The sequence below is a fragment of the Candidatus Blastococcus massiliensis AP3 genome (genome assembly GCF_000582785.1).
GTDB classification, from domain to species: Bacteria; Actinomycetota; Actinomycetes; order Mycobacteriales; family Geodermatophilaceae; genus Blastococcus; species Blastococcus massiliensis.
Map to the genome: position 1 here is coordinate 331908 of NZ_HG931174.1, position 16365 is coordinate 348272.

Genomic DNA, 16365 nt, shown 5'->3' on the forward strand with positions numbered 1-16365 from the left:
CTGGGGCGCGACCGGCGGCGGCGGAGGTGGCGGCGGCGCCGGGAGGTCGGCCACCACTCCCCCGGGCAGCGGCTCGGCCGGGCACGAGCTGAGCACCGTGGCCATCGTGTTCTTCTCCGCCTGGGTGACCCACGCGCCGTAGCGGATCTTCACCGCGACCTGCCGGGCGACGTAGGCACACCGGAAGGACGTCGCCGGCGGCAGCCAGGTGGCCGCGTCGCCGTCGCCCTTCTGCATGTTCAGCGGCCCGTCGACGGCCAGCAGGTTGAGCGGATCGTTGGCGAACTGCGTGCGCTTCGGGGTGTCCCACTGCTGGGCACCCTTCTGCCAGGCGTCGGACAGGGCGACCACGTGGTCGATCTGGACGGCGTCGCTGGTGCCCTGGCCGCGCTGGAAGGCGATCGTGCGCCCCGAGTACGGGTCGGCCAGCGTGCCGGTGAGGACGACGCAGTCGCGGGTGCCGGGCTTGAACGTCTCGCCGGTCAGGTCCCGGGCGAGCATGTCGTTGCGGGTGTCGCAGCCGTTGCGGTCGGTGTCCACCCAGCCGGCTCCGAACAGGTCGCGGTCGTACCCGGTGCGGGGCGCCCGTCCCTTCACCTCGAGCGCGGCCAGGGCGGCCAGGGCCGAGGTGGGCGCGGCGGTGCCGATGACGGCGTCGGCGCTGCCGGGGTTCAGCCCACCGGCGGACTCCGCGAGGCCGTCCGGAGGCAGGGGGTCCTCGGCCGTCTCCTGGTCGGCGACGCCCTCGTCGGCCACCGCGGCGGTGTCCGTGGGGGTGTCCGCGGCGGGCGAGGTCTCCGGGCCGCAACCACCCAGCAGCGCCATCGCCAGCAGCGGAGCGACCACGGACCGCACCACGCGTCGACGACGGGCGTAGAGGCGAGCGGACACGCGGGATCCCCCGGAGGTGAGACGGCAGCGCCCCGGAACCTAGGCCGGTGCGGGGGTTGCCGAGCCGCGACACGCAGGCCGCGGCCGGAGGTCAGGCGACGTTCGTCGTCGACCGGTAGAGGACCGCGGGACCGCGGGCGGTCACCGGTGTGCCCGCCGGCACGAAGGCGGAACTGCCCTTCGCGAGGGTCAGCTCCTCGTCGGCCGAGGTGAGCACGGCGGTGCCCTCGGTGCACAGCAGGAGCTGCGGGCCTCGGGTGGTGAGCGTCCCGGCCTGCTCGTCGAGCTGGCACCGGGTCAGGTCGAAGTCCTCGACCGGGACGGGATAGCGCAGCCCGCCGGGCCCGAGCACGGGGTGCAGCACGGGCACCTGGGCGTCGGTGAAGTCCAGGACCTCGATCAGCGCCGCGAGGTCGACGTGCTTGGCGGTGAGCCCGCCCCGCAGCACGTTGTCCGAGCTGGCCATGACCTCGACACCGGCGCCGGACAGGTAGGCGTGCAGGTTGCCCGCCGGCATGAAGACCGCCTCACCGGGCGCCAGCTTCAGGTGGTTGCACATCAGCGAGATGACCACGCCGGGGTCGCCGGGATAGGTCTCGGCCAGCGAGGCCGCCCACCGGTAGGTGTTGATGAACTCCGGGTCGTGCGCGGCCACGAAGCCGGCCGCCGCCTGCGCGACCTCGCGGACCAGCACCTCCCGGTGCTCGGGCGAGAGCGCCAGCAGCTGCGGGATGGCCGCGCGCAGCCCGCCGCGGGCCAGCGCGGCGATGGTCGGCTTCAGCTCGGGGACCTGGAGCTTCGCCAGGCAGTGCAGCGACTTCTCGACCGGCCGGAAGCCGCAGAGCGCCTCGAAGGGCGTCAGCGCCACCAGGATCTCGGGCTTGTGGAACGGGTCCTTGAACGTGCGTGTCGAGTCGTCCCGCGGGACGCCGGCAGCTTCCTCGGCGGCGAAGCCCGCCTCCGCCTGCTCGTTGGTGGGATGCGCCTGCAGCGACAGCGGCTGGTCGGCGGCGAGCACCTTCATCAGGAAGGGCAGCCGGGCGCCGAAGCGCTCGACGACCTCACGACCGAGGAGCACCTCGGGCTCGCTGGCGATGGCCTTGTCCAGCGGCACGCCGTCGGAGCGGACACTCGGCTCGTCGGGATGGGCGCCCATCCAGAGCTCGGCGTGCGGCCGGTCAGCCGGTGAGGGCAGGCCGATCAGCTCAGGGATGACGGTGTGCGAGCCCCACGAGTAGTGACGCACCGCATTCTGAAGCTGCCACATCGGCTCAGGCTAACCCGCGTGTCCGGCTCCCGGACCGTTCACCGGCACTGCGGAGCCCTCCCGTCGCAGGAGTCCCTCCGCTCCCCGCGGGAGCGACCCCGGCACGCACGTCGGGGGCGCCCAGCCGGGCGGCGTCGGCGGTCCGGTCGTCGGGCATCCGCTGCGACTCCCGCTCCGCGTCGACCCGGGCGGTGTAGTGCGCGACCTCCCGTTCGGTGCGCTCCTCGTCCCAGCCCAGCTCCCGGCCCATCAGCTCCGCGACCTGCACCGCGGAGTCCACCCCGCGGTGCGCCGTCTCGATGGAGATGCGAGTGCGACGGGTCAGCACGTCGTCGAGGTGCAGGGCGCCCTCCGCGATCACGGCGTGCACGACCTCGGCGGCGAGGTAGTCGGGCGCGCCCGCGAGCGGCCGGGCCAGCTCCGGGTTCCCGGCGGCGAGCGCCAGCACGTCGGCGGTGCGGTCGCCGTGGCGGCCGAGCAGCCGCTGCACCGCGTCCTCCGGCACCCCCACGCCGGCCGCGAGCGTCGCGGCGCTGCCGCGCACCTCCGCCCAGCGGTGGGCGCCGACCAACGGCAGCTCCTCGGTGCGCGAGGCGGGCACGCCGGGCAGTCCGGCGACGGCCGCGTCGACGGCGTCCTTCGCCATGACCCGGTAGGTCGTGTACTTGCCACCGGCCACCAGCACCAGGCCGGGCACGGGGGTCACGACGGCGTGCTCGCGGGACAGCCGGCTGGTCTCGTCGGACTCACCCGCCAGCAGTGGCCGGAGGCCGGCGTAGACGCCGAGGATCTGGTCGCTCGTGACCGGCCGGGTGAGCACCCGGTTGACCTGGTCGAGCAGGTAGGCGATGTCCGCGCTGCTGGCCGCGGGGTGGTCCCGGTCCAGCTTCCACGGGGTGTCGGTGGTGCCGACGATCCACTCGTCGCCCCACGGGATGACGAACAGCACGCTGGTGGGCGTGCGCAGGATCAGCCCGTCCGGCGTGCCGCCGGCAGCCACGAGCGAGCCGCCGTCGATCGCCGACCGGGGCACCACGAGATGCACGCCCTTGGAGGCGCGCACCGTCAGGTTCGGCGCCGAGTCCCCGAGCATCGTCCCGATGTCGTCGCTCCAGACGCCGGTCGCCGCCACCACGCTGCGCGCGCGGACGGTGAACGAGGAGCCGTCGGTGAGGTCGGCGACCCGCACGCCGACGACCGCGGCCATGTCTCGCCCGCCGTCCCCGTCGTCGCCGTCCCGGAGCAGGCCGGTGACCCGCGCGCTGGACAGCACGCGGGCGCCGTGTCCGGCGGCGGTGCGGACGACGGCCAGTGTGTGGCGGGCGTCGTCGACCTGCGCGTCCCAGTAGCGGATGGCGCCGTGGACGACGTCGCGGCGCAGCCCGGGGAACGCCTCCAGCGTGGCCGAGCGGGACAGGTGCCGATGGCGCGGGATCGGCCGGCGCCGGGTGAACGCGGCTCCGAGCACGTCGTAGAGCGCGACGCCCGCGCCGAAGTAGGCCCGCTGCCAGACCGGCGAGGTGAGCGGCAGCAGGAACGGCAGCGGGCGCACCAGGTGCGGGGCGATGGTCTGCACGAGCCGGGCGCGCTCGTGCAGCGCCTCGCGCACCAGCGGGAAGGCGAACTGCTCGAGGTAGCGCAGGCCGCCGTGGATGAGCTTGCTGGAGCGGCTGGACGTGCCGGCGGCGAAGTCGCGGGCCTCCAGGAGTGCGACGGTCAGCCCCCGGCTCGCCGCGTCCAGCGCCGCTCCGGCGCCGGTGACCCCGCCGCCGATGACCAGGACGTCGACGACCTCGTCGGCCAGCCTCGCGCGATCGGCCCGGCGGCGGGCCGGGGAGAGCTGCGTGCGGTCGGTGTTCGCCGGATCCATGACCTCTACTGTCCCCCGCCGTCCCGGAGCGGGCAGGAGAACCCCGTCACAAGGACCCGGCGAGTCGGTCCGGCCCGGAGCGCTGCGGTCACCGGGCGGATCCGGGGGCGTGCTCGGCGGAGGAGCCGCGGTGGACCGTCAGGTTCATGACCAGTACCGCCAGGGCGCCGACGCCGAGCCCGAGGAGGGCGCTGCCCAGCGTGTTGACCACCCAGCCGATGACTCCGCCGACGGCTCCGGTGGCGTCGTGGGCCGCCTCCTCCAGGTGGTGCACCGCGTCGTAGAGGACGTGCAGACCCAGGTCGTCGGAGCCCACCAGCAGGATGTGGCCACCGACCCAGAGCATCGCGGCGGTGCCGACCACGGTGAGCCCGGTGAGCAGCTTGGGCATGCCCTTGACCAGCCCGCGGCCGAACGCGGCCACGCCCTTGCCGGTGCGCTGGGACAGGCTCAGCCCGATGTCGTCCATCTTCACGATCAGGGCGACGACGCCGTACACCAGCACGGTGATGCCGATCGCGACGACGAGCAGGATGATCGCCCGCGACCAGAAGCTCTCGTCGGCCACCTCGTTCAGCGAGATCACCATGATCTCCGCCGAGAGGATGAAGTCGGTGCGCACCGCCCCGGAGACGAGCGACTTCTCGTCCGGGAGCGCGTCCTCCACCGTCGCGTGCGACTCCTCGTGGCCGCTGACCCGGTGCCACACCTTCTCCGCCCCCTCGTAGCAGAGGTAGACACCGCCCAGCATCAGCAGCGGGGTGAGCAGGAAGTCCAGGAACTCGCTGAGCAGCAGGATCGCGGGCAGGATCAGCAGCAGCTTGTTGCGCAGCGAGCCCGTGGCGATGCGCCGGATGATCGGCAGCTCACGCTCGGCGTTGAGGCCGTGCACGTACTGCGGCGTGACGGCGGTGTCGTCGATGACGACGCCTGCGGCCTTCATGCTGGCCCGTCCCGCGGCCGCCCCGATGTCGTCGATCGAGGCCGCGGCGGCCCTCGCCAGCACCGCGACGTCGTCCAGCAGCGCTACCAGTCCACCCGCCACGGGAAGTCCTTCCGGTCGGTCAGCGCTCGCGCTGTCCCAGTGATGTGATCCGTCGGACCGACGGACGCCGTCGTAGCCGCGCCGGGGACTACCCGGTCGCGACCGCCTCCGAATCGCCTGTCGGCCCGGTCATGGCCGCACGCCGCGTTCCTGATCCAGCACCAGGGCGAGGTAGACGGCGCTGAAGTCGGCGACGGCCAGTTGGCGCGCCAGCTGCGGCAGGCGGCCCGACTCCGGCTCGCCGTGCTCGGCGAGCGCGCTGACCGGGACGTTGTTGGCCGCGGCGGTGCTCAGCACCGCCTGCATGGCCTCCCCGGCCGAGCGGGGCTCCCGTTCGCCCGCCCCGTCGTGCCCACCGGCCGCGGCGTCCCGGATCGTGAGCAGCCGCAGCCGCCGGCCGACGTCGTCGGCGCGGTCCCGGAAGAAGTCGTCGGCGTCCTGCGGGGCCAGCGGCCCGCCGAGGACGGCGCACGCGGCGACCCGCTGGTCGGGCAGCCGGAAACCCGTCGCCGGCAGCCCGGCCAGCGTGGCCAGCTGGTCGGCCACCCGGGAGGCGGCGGCGCCGGCGAGCGGCCCCTCGGCCGCGAGGACCGGCAGGGCGTCGAGCAGCTCCAGGGCCAGGGTCTTCGCCGGGTTCACGAACGTCTCCCGCGCGGGGCCGCACTCCTCGGCGGTGCGGTCGAGCGCCGCCGCGATCGCCTCCGGATCGGCGACCTCCCCCGGCAGCAGGCCGAGGTCGGAGGCCAGGAGGAGCATCGGCGTCAGCAACGACCACAGCGTCGTGTGCCGCACCCGCGAGCGCGGCAGGGGAACGTACGGCGCCCGGGCGGTCGAGCAGGCGGCCTGCAGCGGCGCATCCTCCGCCCCGATGCCGAGCAGCGAGACGCCCCGGCGGGCGGCCTCGTAGGCGGGGGCGACGGCGTAGGCGCCGGCTCCCGTCCGGGTCGCGACGACGACGACGTCGCTGGGGCCCGTCCACAGCGGCAGGGCCGGTCCGGGCACGACGTCGACGGTGACCGGGCTGGCCGGCCCCAGCAGTGCACGCAGCACCGAGGCGGCCACCGCACCCTCGCGACGGGCGACCACCACCAGCCCGCGGGGGCGCCCCCCGCCGGTGACCCGCTCGAGCCCCGACTCGCCGGTGAGCCGGGCCGTCTCCCGCACCTGGGCGCCGGCACCTGCCACCGCCGGCAGCAGGCCCCGCGGATCGCGGGCCCGCAGGACGGCGAGATCGTCGAGGACCTCCTCGGCGAACTCGGGCGAGTTCACAGGTCGCCCGGGATCACAGGTCGTCCCGCATCACAGGCTCGCGATCACGCCGTGCCGTGTTCTCCGCCCGCGCCGCCACCCCGGCGACACGCCTCGTCGAGGAGGAGCACCGGGATGCCGTTGCGCACGGGGAACGCCCGGTCGCAGGTGGTGCACAGCAGCTCGCCGGCCGCCTCGTCGACGGTCAGCGGGCTGTGGTGGGTGTCCGGGCAGGCCAGGATGGCCAGCAGCTCGGGGTCGAGCCCGAGCGGCCCTCCGGTCGTCGCGTCCGTCGTCATGCCCGCACCATCCCCAGTACCTGATCCCGAAGTTCGGTCATCCGCGCCTCGTCGGGCGCTTCCACGTTGAGCCGCAGCAGCGGCTCGGTGTTGCTCGCGCGCAGGTTGAACCACGAGCCGTCGGACAGCTCCACGGTGAGCCCGTCGAGCTCGTCGACCCGCGCGCCCGGCTGGTCGGCGAACGCCGACCGCACGTCGGCGGTCCGCGCCGCGGCGTCGGCCACCGTGGAGTTGATCTCCCCGGAGGCGGCGTAGCGCGAGTAGGCAGCGGTGAGCTGCGACAGCGTGCCGGACTGCTCACCGAGGGCGGCGAGCACGTGCATCGCCGCGAGCATCCCGGTGTCGGCCCGCCAGAAGTCGCGGAAGTAGTAGTGCGCCGAGTGCTCGCCGCCGAAGACCGCGTCGGTGCGGGCCATCTCGGCCTTGATGAAGGAGTGCCCGACCCGCGTGCGCACCGGCTGGCCGCCGTGCTCGCGGACGATCTCGGGCACCGCCTTCGAGGTGATCAGGTTGTGGATGATCGTCGTCCCGTGGCCCTTGGCCAGCTCGCGGACGGCGACCAGGGCGGTGATCGCCGAGGGGCTCACCGGCTCGCCGCGCTCGTCGATCACGAAGACCCGGTCGGCGTCGCCGTCGAAGGCCAGCCCGATGTCGGCGCCGTGCTCGCGCACCGCCGCCTGCAGGTCGACCAGGTTCGCCGGGTCCAGCGGGTTCGCCTCGTGGTTGGGGAAGGAGCCGTCGAGCTCGAAGTACAGCGGCACGACGTCCAGCGGGAGGTCGGCGAGCACGACGGGGACGGTGTGCCCGCCCATGCCGTTGCCGGCGTCGACGACGACCTTGAGCCGGCGGATCTCCGACAGGTCGACCAGGCCGCGCAGGTGGGCGGCGTACTCGTGGATGACGTCCCGCTGGCTGACCGACCCGACCCGGCCGGGGTCGCGGTCGTAGCTGTCCCGCTCGGCGGACTCACGGATCTGGGCCAGGCCGGAGTCCTGCCCGATCGGCGCCGCGCCGGCCCGGCACATCTTGATGCCGTTGTACTGGGCGGGGTTGTGGCTGGCGGTGAACATCGCGCCGGGGATGCCGAGCGAACCCGCGGCGAAGTACAGCATGTCGGTCGACCCCAGCCCGGCCTCGACGACGTCGAGGCCCCGGCTGATCACGCCCTCGGCGAAGGCGCGCGAGAGCGGCACCGAGGAGTCGCGCATGTCGTGGGCGGTGACGATCGACGTGGCGCCGCTGTCCCCGTGCACGAACTCGGCGAAGGCCGCCCCGATCGCGCGGGCCACGCTCTCGTCCCACTCGTCGGGCACGACGCCGCGGACGTCATAGGCCTTGATGATCGATGACAGGTCCGGCAATCCACTCACCCTCGACAGTCCCCTGCCGCCGCCTGGCCTGGCAACGGTGCGAGGGCGACCCTATAAGCAGAAGGACCCCGTCGCCCCCCACCCCTCGCGAGCTCGGGGCGGGCCTCCGCGACGGGGCCGTCAGGAGAGGTCGGGGAGGACGCGCAGGTGGCCGCGCCGGGTGCCGCGGCCGTCGTCCAGCGGGTCGCGCGCCGGCTCGGGCCGGGCGGCCTCGCGGACGGCGTCGGCGAGGGCCAGCAGGTCGTCGCCGGTCGGGCCGACGTCCTCGAGGTCGATCTCGTGCCGGACGACCTCCCAGCCGCGGGGCACGGTCAGCCGCTCGGCATGGAACTCGCACAGGTCGTAGCTGTGCGGCTCCGAGAACGTCGCCAACGGACCGACAACGGCCGTCGACTCCGCGTAGACATAGGTCAGGGTCGCCGCTGCCGGTTGCGCGCAGCCGCTGCGCGAGCAGCGACGTGACTGCCTCACCACCGGTTCCTCACGCAAGGCACAGTAAACCCGCCTGCAGGCACACCGCAGCAGGCACACCGGGAATTCGGAGGAGGCAGCACCATCCTGCACGATGACCCCGTGGGCATCGACACAGGTCCGGTCCTGGTTCTCGGGGGGCGCAGCGAGATCGGCACGGCCGTCGCCGCCCGCCTCGCCGCACGCGGTTGCGGCACGGTCGTGCTCGCGGCGCGGCGCGCCGCCGACCTCGACGAGGAGGAGGCGGAGCTGCGCCGCGCGGGCGCCACCACGGTGGGCCGCGTCGAGTTCGACGCCGACGACCTGGCCGGGCACGCCGCCGCGCTGGCCGAGGTCGAGGAGCGGTTCGGGCTCCCCGCGACGGTGGTCGTGGCCTTCGGCGTGCTCGGGGACCAGGCCGCCGCGGAGCGCGACCCGGCGGCGGCCGTCGCCGTCGTGCACACCGACTACACCGCGCAGGTGCACGTGCTCACGCTGCTCGCCGACCGGCTGCGCGCGGCGGGTCGCGGCACGCTGGTGGTCTTCTCCTCGGTGGCCGGCGTGCGGGTCCGTCGCGCCAACTACGTCTACGGGTCGGCGAAGGCGGGCCTGGACGGGTTCGCCAGCGGCCTGGCCGACGCGCTCGCCGGTTCCGGCGTGCGGCTGCTGCTCGTCCGGCCGGGGTTCGTGATCGGCCGGATGACGGCCGGCATGTCACCGGCGCCCTTCTCCAGCACCCCCGACCAGGTGGCCGACGCCGTCGTCGCCGGCCTCGGGAGCCGCCGCGGGGAGGTCTGGGTGCCCGCCGTGCTCCGCCCGGTCTTCTTCCTGATGCGGCTCCTCCCCCGGCCGCTCTGGCGCCGGCTCCCCCGCTGACCGCGCCCCCGCGCCGTAGGCTCTCCGCCGTCATGACCCGCCCTCCGCGACGCCCCTCCCGCTCCCGCCGCGACCGCCACGGCCGCGGGCTGCGCGGACGCCTGGTGCCCGCCGAGGTGCCGATGGCGCGCAGCCGGGCCGAGCAGTTCGACGACCTCGTCCTCGACGCCGTCGAGGACCTCGAGCGCCGGTGGGAGCGCGAGCTCGCCGGCGTGGAGTTCGCCGTCGAGGACGTGCCGTGGGTCGAGCACACCAGCCCCGACGAGGTGGTGCTCGACGCCGACGTGCTGGACGACGGCAGCGTGCCGCTCTCCCGGCTGCTCCCCGCCCACCGCGAGGACGGCCGGGAGGTGCCGCCGCGGATCATCGTCTACCGGCGCCCCCTGGAGCTGCGGGCCGGCGACCGCGACGACCTCGCCGACCTGGTGCGCGACGTCGTCGTCGACCAGGTGGCGGCGCTGCTGGGCCGGGACCCGGAGGAGATCGACCCCACGGGGTGACGAGGGCGGCTGGAATGCTCTCGTCCGATGGACGTTCCCGCGGCGGCTGCCGGGCCCTGGATCGCGCTCGGCGCGGTGCTGGGCATCCTGCTGCTCCTGGCGGTGGGCGCGGTCCTCCTCCGGCTCCGCGGCGACGGCGGCGCAGCGGCACCGCAGGCCCCACCCCCGGAGGCGCGGGACGACCTCGCCCACTTCCTCGAGCACCCGCCCGGCACACCGGGCGCCACCGTCGACGACGGCGAGGGGTGGGCGTCTCTGTACGCCGCTCCCCCGGTAGGTCGGGGCGCGCCGGATGCGGCGCCGTCGGCCTCCGGGGCCCGCCCGGGCGCGGTGCTGACCGGGTTCGCGATCGCCGCCCTGCTGCTCGTGGGGACGGCGGCCGCACTCGCGACCGCCCGCTCGCCGGAGCGGCCGGCAGCCTCGGACACCGCCGCGCCCGCGGCGCCGTCGGGAGCCGACCCCTCGTCGGCTCCGCCCGCGCCCGACGGCGTCGCCGCCCGCCTGTTCTTCGGTGGCGTCGTCCTGGAGGAGCACGCCGTCGGGGTCACCGCGGCGTTCCCCGAGCTGGAGCTGAGCTGGGACGACGAGCGGGCCCAGGCGCACCTGCGACTGCCCACGGCCAACTGCCTGGCCGCCGAGGCGCCTGCGGCGGCCGGGGATCCTGCCTGCCGGCCGGGCCGCACCGAGTACGCCGACCTCACCGCGCCCGGGCTGCGCGTGGACCGGGACGGCGAGACCCTGCGGATCAGCGGGAGGTTCGCCACCTACCTGCGGCCGCCGGGGCGGTCCGCCGAGCCGACCGGGCGGAGCTATGAGCTGACGGTCACCGCCACTCCTTCCGTCGACGAGGACTCGGGCTGGCTGCCCGCCGAGGCGGAGCTGCGGTGGGACGACCGGACGGTCGTCGCCCGAGCGGAGGACCGGCCCAGCGCCCTGCGGTACGGCGGCTGACCTCCGCTACCGCCGTCCGACGCCGAGCCGGCGGGCCACGTCCGGCGCCGGCAGCAGGGAGCGGGCAGGAACGGTCAGCGACACCAGGGGCGACCCCGGCTCGGTCCGGAGGCCCGGCGTGCCGGGTGCGGCCCACCACGGCCACCGCTCGCCGCCGTCGAGGAGGGTGAGCAGGCAGCCCTCCGGCGCGGTCCCCGACCCGCCGGGTACGACCGCGACCTCCAGGGATCCGGTGGCCGCGTGCAGCCGGGCCGCGGCGCGCAGGAACGCCCGTGCCCGCCGGTTCCCCTCGCGCTCCAGCAGGAGGGGCAGCCGGTGCTCCAGCTCCCGGGGGTCCCGGCTGCGCGACACCGGCCCGGTCCCGTCGAGCTCGTCCACCAGGCGGGTGCTCCGGTCGTTCGCCAGCTTCGCGGCGGGGAACCGGGCGGCCAGCCGGCGGGCCGTCGGGTCGCCGAGGGGCAGTCCGGCCAGCCGGAGCGACCACGGCCACCGGAGGGTGCCCAGCAGTTCCGCGATGCCGTCCGCGAGACGGTCCGCGGCGTCCTCGTCCGCGGCCGGCAACCGGCCCGTGGGCCGCCCCCCGGGCAGCGGCGCGACGCCGTCGCCCAGGAGCGTCACCGACGTGACCGGCCCCCGCCGGCGCAGGTGCAGGAACGCCGCGGCGTCCACACCTCCCCCGCCGGGTACGTCCACGACCACCGCGACAGGGGTCCCACCCCCGCGGCGCGCCGCCCGCACGTTGAGCGCCGCGGTCAGCCACGGCGCCCGCGCGGTCAGCGGCGCGCGCAGGCGTTCGGCCAGCGCCTCCGCGGCGCGCAGTTCGCGCGCCACCCCGGCACGACCCACGACGACCCGGCTGCCCATCCCCCGAATAGCACCACAGCCGCCGACGAAGATCGTCGGCGGCTGTGCGGTGCCGGCCATCCTTCGGGGGGCCTGGCCGAGCCTGGAGGGGGGGTGGCCTGCTACTAGACGGCGCGACGGCGCAGGCGACGGCGCTCGCGCTCGGAGAGACCGCCCCAGATGCCGAACCGCTCGTCGTTGGAGAGCGCGTACTCGAGGCACTCGGCCTTGACCTCGCAGCCGGTGCAGATCTTCTTCGCCTCGCGGGTGGAGCCACCCTTCTCCGGGAAGAAGGCCTCCGGGTCGGTCTCGGCGCACAGGGCGCGCTCCTGCCAGGACTGACCCTCGGTCTCCAGACCGATGCCCAGCAGACCACTGATCCCCGGGCCGGAGGGAGACCCGAGGCTCTGCCCGGCGCCCGCCCCGAATCGGTCGGTCACCCGGTCGCTCCCGTTGACGTAATCGCTCAACCACGACACCTCGGCCACGATGCGTCCCCTCTCGTTCGCGTCCCGGTGCGCGGCTGTCGAGACGTTCTCGGTCCGCTCAGCACTCGATGACATCGCCGGAATTACACGCGTGTCGTTGCCACCTCGTCAACTTCGCTCGGTGTAAGCGACACGCCACACCAGTCACGCCCGTCACAGCGCATTCGTCAGATCTCGTGCGGTACCCCGACACGCCCGTGGAACAGTCGACAACTGCCTATCGGGCACGATGGCTTTGTGCAGATCGTCGTGCTGGCAGGTGGGACCGGTGGGGCTCGATTCCTGCGGGGGGTGCGAGCAGCCGCGCCGGGAGCGGAGATCACCGCCGTGGTCAACACCGGGGACGACGTGACCCTGCACGGGATGCGCATCTGCCCCGACCTCGACACGGTGATGTACACCCTCGGTGGCGGCATCGACGAGGACCGCGGCTGGGGCCGGGCCGGGGAGACCTGGACGGTCAAGGAGGAGCTCGCCGCCTACGACGCCGACCCCGACTGGTTCGGCCTCGGCGACCGCGATCTGGCCACCCACCTCATCCGGACCCGCATGCTCGACGCCGGCTATCCGCTCTCTGCCGTCACGGCCGCCCTCGCGGACCGCTGGCAGCCCGGGGTGACCCTGCTGCCCATGAGCGACCAGCGGGTCGAGACCCACGTCGTCGTGGACGACCCCGGGACGGGGCGCCCCCGGGCCCTCCACTTCCAGGAGTGGTGGGTGCGCCACCGTGCCGCCCTGGACGCCTCGGCCTTCGTCCAGGTGGGGGTGGACGCCGCCCGCCCGGCTCCGGGCGTCGCGGAGGCGTTCGCGGCGGCCGACGCCGTCCTCCTCGCCCCGTCGAACCCGGTGGTGTCGATCGGCACGATCCTCGGGGTCCCGGGGGTGCGGGAGGCCCTGCTCGCCTCCCCCGGGCGCATCGCCGGAGTCTCGCCCGTGATCGGCGGAGCGGTCGTGCGCGGCATGGCCGACCGATGCCTGCCGGTGCTCGGCATCGACGTCAGCGCAGAGGGCGTGGGGCGTCACTACGGCGCCCGTTCCGAAGGCGGGCTGCTCGACGCCTGGCTGGTGGCCCCGGACGACGACGCCGAGGTGGCCGGGGTCGACGTGCGCCGCGTGCCCCTGCTCATGTCCTCCCCCGAGACGACGGCGGCGCTGGCCGAAGCCGCCCTGGACGCCTGCCGTGGATGAGGAAGAACCCCCCTGCCCCCCACCGCCCGCACGCTCGCAGCGGGACCCTGCAGCGGGGCCGTCGGATCGGAAGGAGCTCCCACCTACCGGTCTGTCGATCCTGCCCGTCGCGGGGCTGCCGGAGTTCGCGCCCGGCGACAACCTCGCCGCGGAGATCGGTCGGTGCGCCCACTGGCTGGCCGACGGCGACGTCGTCGTCGTGACCTCGAAGGTCGTCTCCAAGGTCGAGGGCGCCCTGGTGCGGGTCCCGCCGGACGGCGACCGGGAGGCCGCGCGCCAGGCCGCGATCGACGACCAGACCGTGCGCGTGGTGGCCCGGCGGGGTCCGCTGAAGATCGTCCAGACCTTCCACGGGTGGGTGGTGGCCGCCGCCGGGATCGACGCGTCGAACGTCGACCAGGGCTCGCTGGTCCTCCTGCCCGAGGACGCCGACGCCTCGGCCCGGGCGCTCCGGGCGCGGCTGCGGGAGCTGCTCGGGGTCGACGTCGCCGTCGTCGTCAGCGACACCTTCGGCCGCACCTGGCGGGAGGGGCTCACCGACGTCGCCGTCGGCGCCGCCGGGATCCCGGCGCTGGTCGACCACCGCGGCGCGATCGACGCGCACGGCAACCGGCTGGAGACGACGCGCATCGCCCTCGTCGACGAACTCGCCTCCGCCGCCGACCTGGTCAAGGGCAAGCTCGACGGCGTGCCGGTCGCGGTGGTCCGCGGTCTGCCGGTGTCCCCGCCCGATCCCGACGAGGGCACCCGGCCACTGGTCCGGCTCCCGGACGAGGACCTCTTCCCCTACGGGTCCCGCGACGTCGTCGCCTCCCGCGAGGTGGCGGCCGACCTCGTGCCGCGGCCCGGCGAGCTGGCAGCGGTGGCCGCCGCGTTCCGCACGGCCAGCGCCGCGCTGCCCGAGTTCCCGGTCGTGCTGCGCTACGGCGGCGAGGGCGACGGGGTGGTCGACGTCCACCTGACCGACGCCGTCACCACCACGACCGCTCTCAACCTCGGCGCGCTGCTGGGTGCGGCCGTCGTGCAACTCCACGCCGAGGGCTGGCGCACCCGGTGGGAACCGGCACCGACGGCGGGCGGCACCTCGCTCGTCGGCCGCCTGTGGCTCGGGACGTCCGTCACTCCGGCAGGCTGATCTCCGTGGTCCCCTCCGGCGGGTACCAGACGAACGCCTGCACGTCCGGCGTGTCCACGATCTGCGTGGCCCCGAGCTCGAGGACCCGCTCGCCGGCGGCCTCCTGCTCGGCCGGCGTCGGCATGTTGCCCACGGTCGGCGAGAAGACGAACACCACCCGGTCCGCGGCGATCGGCACGGTCGACTGGACGAGGAAGCGGCGCACCTCCTCGCGTCCGGCGAACCGGCCGACGAGGCCGAAGCTCGCGACGACCTGGTCGTCCGGACGGAGCTGCTCCTCGACCGCGTCGAGCCCGGCCGCAGCCGACGCCGGCTCGGGGAACGGCGCCTCCGCGGGCGCGCGGCCGACCAGGACCACGACGGCTGCCACGACGAAGGCGGCGACCACCGCACCGCGTCGCCACGCCTGCGGCCGGGCGCCGTCCTGCTTCCTGCGGAACAGCCAGTCCATCGTCATGGCGGTCCCGGCCGTGACGAAGACGATCGCCGGGAAGTTCTGGAAGGCCGCGAAGAAGGCCAGGCTCTCCTGGAGAGCGCCGCTGACGACCACGACGGCGGTGACGCCGAAGGTCCACGGGTGGAGCATCCCCACGAAGCCGGTGCTGGCGAACTCGGCCGCGGTCAGGCCGGCCTTGCTCCACAGCACGGCGAGCGGCCGGCCCGGGTGCAGGAGGAGGGCGGTGAGCACCATGAGCAGCGCGCCGCCCGACACCGGCAGCGTCTCGTCGACGAGGTGCTGGTAGCCGCCGATGGCGGAGCCGTAGTTCGCGTTCAGGGCGCCGACGAGCAGCACCCAGCCCGCGCCGGCGGCGATGAACGCCAGCCCGGTCGCGCGGGTGTCCCGGCGGGCCACCAGGGCCGACAGCCCCAGTCCGGCGACGTAGGTGCCGGCCACGTCGCCGGTGAGCAGCGCGGGCAGGATCCACAGCCAGGCCTGCCGGGTGTCGCCGCGCCACAATGCGCGGGCGGCGCCCAGCACGAACATGGTCGCGAGCGCCTGGAAGTGGAAGTCGGCCTTGGCCGCGAGCCCGATGCGCTCGTTGGTCACGAGGGCGAACAGGGCCACCGCCACCGGCAGCAGGTGCACGGCGCGCAGCGTCCGGCCGCGCCGGACGACGTCGAGGACCCACAGGACGGCGAGCGCCTCGGCGCCGACGATGGCCAGGTCCTGGACGACCAGCAGCGTGAAGCCCGACGGGAAGATCGGGTACAGCAGCGCCAGCGGCCACATGATCACTTCGAAGTGGCTCTGCCAGTACGGGATGTCGGAGATGGTGCTGTGCGGGTTGAGGTTCCCGGAGCCGATCTCCGCCCAGGCCTGGTGGAAGATCGCGAAGTCCATGGACACCGCGCCGGTGTCCCACTGCACCCAACTGCGGTGGATCAGGAGCGCGAGCTGGCCGAGCAGGGTCACCCCGATCACCGCACGGGCGAGCACCAGCAGGCGCCGGGCGCGCGAGGCCTCGGCGTCCTCGACCGGCACCACGACGTCGCCGGCGCGCGGCGACTCCTCCAGCAGGACACCGGAGGCACCGGCGGGCAGCAGCTCGTCGGTGCCCGCCGAGCGCTTGCTGCCGACCATGCCGCCCCGCGACGTGGCGCGGGGCGTCGGGACGCCCCGTCCGTCCGTCGTCGGGACGACGACGGGCTGCGCGCCGGTCGGGGTGTCGGTACTGCTGGAGGTCATGTCGTCACGCTAGGGAACCAGCGGGTGCACAATCCGCCACTCCCCGAGGAATGTGTGGCGCAGCTCATGCCCGCGGCAGCTCCGTTGCCGCGCTGACCTGCGCGTTCATCCCGACCGCGGGCGACGGCGCTGCCCCGGCCACCCCTCGGCACTCATTCGTCCCAGTCGTCCCACGCGTCCGGCGAGGATCAGGCCGCACGCCCGTCTCCCCGACACCCGGCCGGGATCCGGCGGCCACCGCCAGGACCGGTCCGGCG

Annotated in this window: 15 protein-coding genes and 1 pseudogene; 5 read left to right on the plus strand and 11 right to left on the minus strand. The window is 74.8% G+C overall.

The features are described 5' to 3' along the window. From BN344_RS10050 to BN344_RS10085, 8 genes and pseudogenes are all read right to left on the minus strand, one after another. The coding region (locus BN344_RS10050) for an HNH endonuclease family protein (RefSeq protein ID WP_231486709.1) at positions 1 to 891 on the minus strand (891 nt) is incomplete at its 3' end. Positions 892 to 982: 91 nt separating this feature from the next. Further along, the gene (gene manA / locus BN344_RS10055) at positions 983 to 2158 is read right to left on the minus strand and encodes a mannose-6-phosphate isomerase, class I (protein ID WP_040338408.1); all 1176 of its coding nucleotides are present in this window, start codon (positions 2156 to 2158) and stop codon (positions 983 to 985) included. Between the two features lie 4 nt (positions 2159 to 2162). Next, the gene (locus BN344_RS10060; RefSeq protein WP_081788527.1) at positions 2163 to 4028 is read right to left on the minus strand and encodes a glycerol-3-phosphate dehydrogenase/oxidase; all 1866 of its coding nucleotides are present in this window, start codon (positions 4026 to 4028) and stop codon (positions 2163 to 2165) included. Positions 4029 to 4116: 88 nt separating this feature from the next. Further along, the gene (locus BN344_RS10065; RefSeq protein ID WP_040338409.1) at positions 4117 to 5073 is read right to left on the minus strand and encodes a DUF808 domain-containing protein; all 957 of its coding nucleotides are present in this window, start codon (positions 5071 to 5073) and stop codon (positions 4117 to 4119) included. 129 nt (positions 5074 to 5202) lie between these two features. Then, a complete protein-coding gene (locus BN344_RS10070) occupies positions 5203 to 6342 on the minus strand; it encodes an SIS domain-containing protein (protein ID WP_040338410.1) in 1140 nt (379 codons plus the stop codon). Positions 6343 to 6515: 173 nt separating this feature from the next. Then, positions 6516 to 6620, minus strand: a pseudogene (locus BN344_RS21190) (Trm112 family protein); the annotation flags it as partial. Further along, positions 6617 to 7981 carry a phosphomannomutase/phosphoglucomutase gene (locus BN344_RS10080; RefSeq protein WP_040338412.1) on the minus strand — a complete coding sequence of 455 codons (1365 nt, stop codon included), beginning with the start codon at positions 7979 to 7981 and terminating at the stop codon, positions 6617 to 6619. The gene BN344_RS10080 and the pseudogene BN344_RS21190, both read right to left, overlap by 4 nt. A gap of 129 nt (positions 7982 to 8110) precedes the next feature. Then, positions 8111 to 8461: a DUF3499 domain-containing protein gene (locus tag BN344_RS10085; protein ID WP_040338413.1), complete on the minus strand. Its 351-nt coding sequence runs from the start codon at positions 8459 to 8461 to the stop codon at positions 8111 to 8113. Positions 8462 to 8563: 102 nt separating this feature from the next. Between BN344_RS10085 and BN344_RS10090 the strand changes: the two genes are divergently transcribed. Genes BN344_RS10090 through BN344_RS10100 form a run of 3 tightly spaced genes read left to right on the plus strand, consistent with a single transcriptional unit; the run spans position 8564 to position 10767 of the window. Then, on the plus strand, positions 8564 to 9316 hold the full coding sequence (locus tag BN344_RS10090; RefSeq protein WP_197022300.1) for an SDR family NAD(P)-dependent oxidoreductase: 753 nt from the start codon (positions 8564 to 8566) through the stop codon (positions 9314 to 9316). Positions 9317 to 9348: 32 nt separating this feature from the next. Further along, positions 9349 to 9816: a metallopeptidase family protein gene (locus BN344_RS10095; RefSeq protein ID WP_040338414.1), complete on the plus strand. Its 468-nt coding sequence runs from the start codon at positions 9349 to 9351 to the stop codon at positions 9814 to 9816. Between the two features lie 27 nt (positions 9817 to 9843). Next, positions 9844 to 10767: a hypothetical protein gene (locus BN344_RS10100; protein ID WP_040338415.1), complete on the plus strand. Its 924-nt coding sequence runs from the start codon at positions 9844 to 9846 to the stop codon at positions 10765 to 10767. Between the two features lie 6 nt (positions 10768 to 10773). Here BN344_RS10100 and BN344_RS10105 read toward each other — a convergent pair whose 3' ends face one another. Both BN344_RS10105 and BN344_RS10110 read right to left on the minus strand, forming a co-directional pair. Continuing rightward, on the minus strand, positions 10774 to 11631 hold the full coding sequence (locus BN344_RS10105) for a hypothetical protein (protein ID WP_040338416.1): 858 nt from the start codon (positions 11629 to 11631) through the stop codon (positions 10774 to 10776). 104 nt (positions 11632 to 11735) lie between these two features. After that, the gene (locus BN344_RS10110; protein WP_040339056.1) at positions 11736 to 11990 is read right to left on the minus strand and encodes a WhiB family transcriptional regulator; all 255 of its coding nucleotides are present in this window, start codon (positions 11988 to 11990) and stop codon (positions 11736 to 11738) included. A 345-nt stretch (positions 11991 to 12335) separates the two neighbouring features. Between BN344_RS10110 and cofD the strand changes: the two genes are divergently transcribed. Continuing rightward, the gene (gene cofD, locus BN344_RS10115; RefSeq protein ID WP_040338417.1) at positions 12336 to 13286 is read left to right on the plus strand and encodes a 2-phospho-L-lactate transferase; all 951 of its coding nucleotides are present in this window, start codon (positions 12336 to 12338) and stop codon (positions 13284 to 13286) included. Beyond that, complete coding sequence (locus tag BN344_RS10120; protein WP_081788529.1) at positions 13279 to 14421, plus strand: coenzyme F420-0:L-glutamate ligase; 1143 nt, start codon at positions 13279 to 13281, stop codon at positions 14419 to 14421. The genes cofD and BN344_RS10120 overlap by 8 nt, the downstream gene beginning before the upstream one ends. Here the strand turns inward: BN344_RS10120 and BN344_RS10125 are convergent. Then, complete coding sequence (locus BN344_RS10125; protein WP_040338418.1) at positions 14405 to 16108, minus strand: DUF2079 domain-containing protein; 1704 nt, start codon at positions 16106 to 16108, stop codon at positions 14405 to 14407. The genes BN344_RS10120 and BN344_RS10125 overlap by 17 nt on opposite strands. Positions 16109 to 16365: the final 257 nt, after the last annotated feature.

Bases quoted from the DNA above. Each gene is read 5' to 3' on its own strand.
- BN344_RS10125 (WP_040338418.1), bottom strand. From the start codon at position 16,108: ATGACCTCCAGCAGTACCGACACCCCGACCGGCGCGCAGCCCGTCGTC.
- BN344_RS10095 (WP_040338414.1), top strand. From the start codon at position 9,349: ATGACCCGCCCTCCGCGACGCCCCTCCCGCTCCCGCCGCGACCGCCAC.
- manA (WP_040338408.1), bottom strand. From the start codon at position 2,158: ATGTGGCAGCTTCAGAATGCGGTGCGTCACTACTCGTGGGGCTCGCAC.
- BN344_RS10100 (WP_040338415.1), top strand. From the start codon at position 9,844: ATGGACGTTCCCGCGGCGGCTGCCGGGCCCTGGATCGCGCTCGGCGCG.
- BN344_RS10105 (WP_040338416.1), bottom strand. From the start codon at position 11,631: ATGGGCAGCCGGGTCGTCGTGGGTCGTGCCGGGGTGGCGCGCGAACTG.
- BN344_RS10060 (WP_081788527.1), bottom strand. From the start codon at position 4,028: ATGGATCCGGCGAACACCGACCGCACGCAGCTCTCCCCGGCCCGCCGC.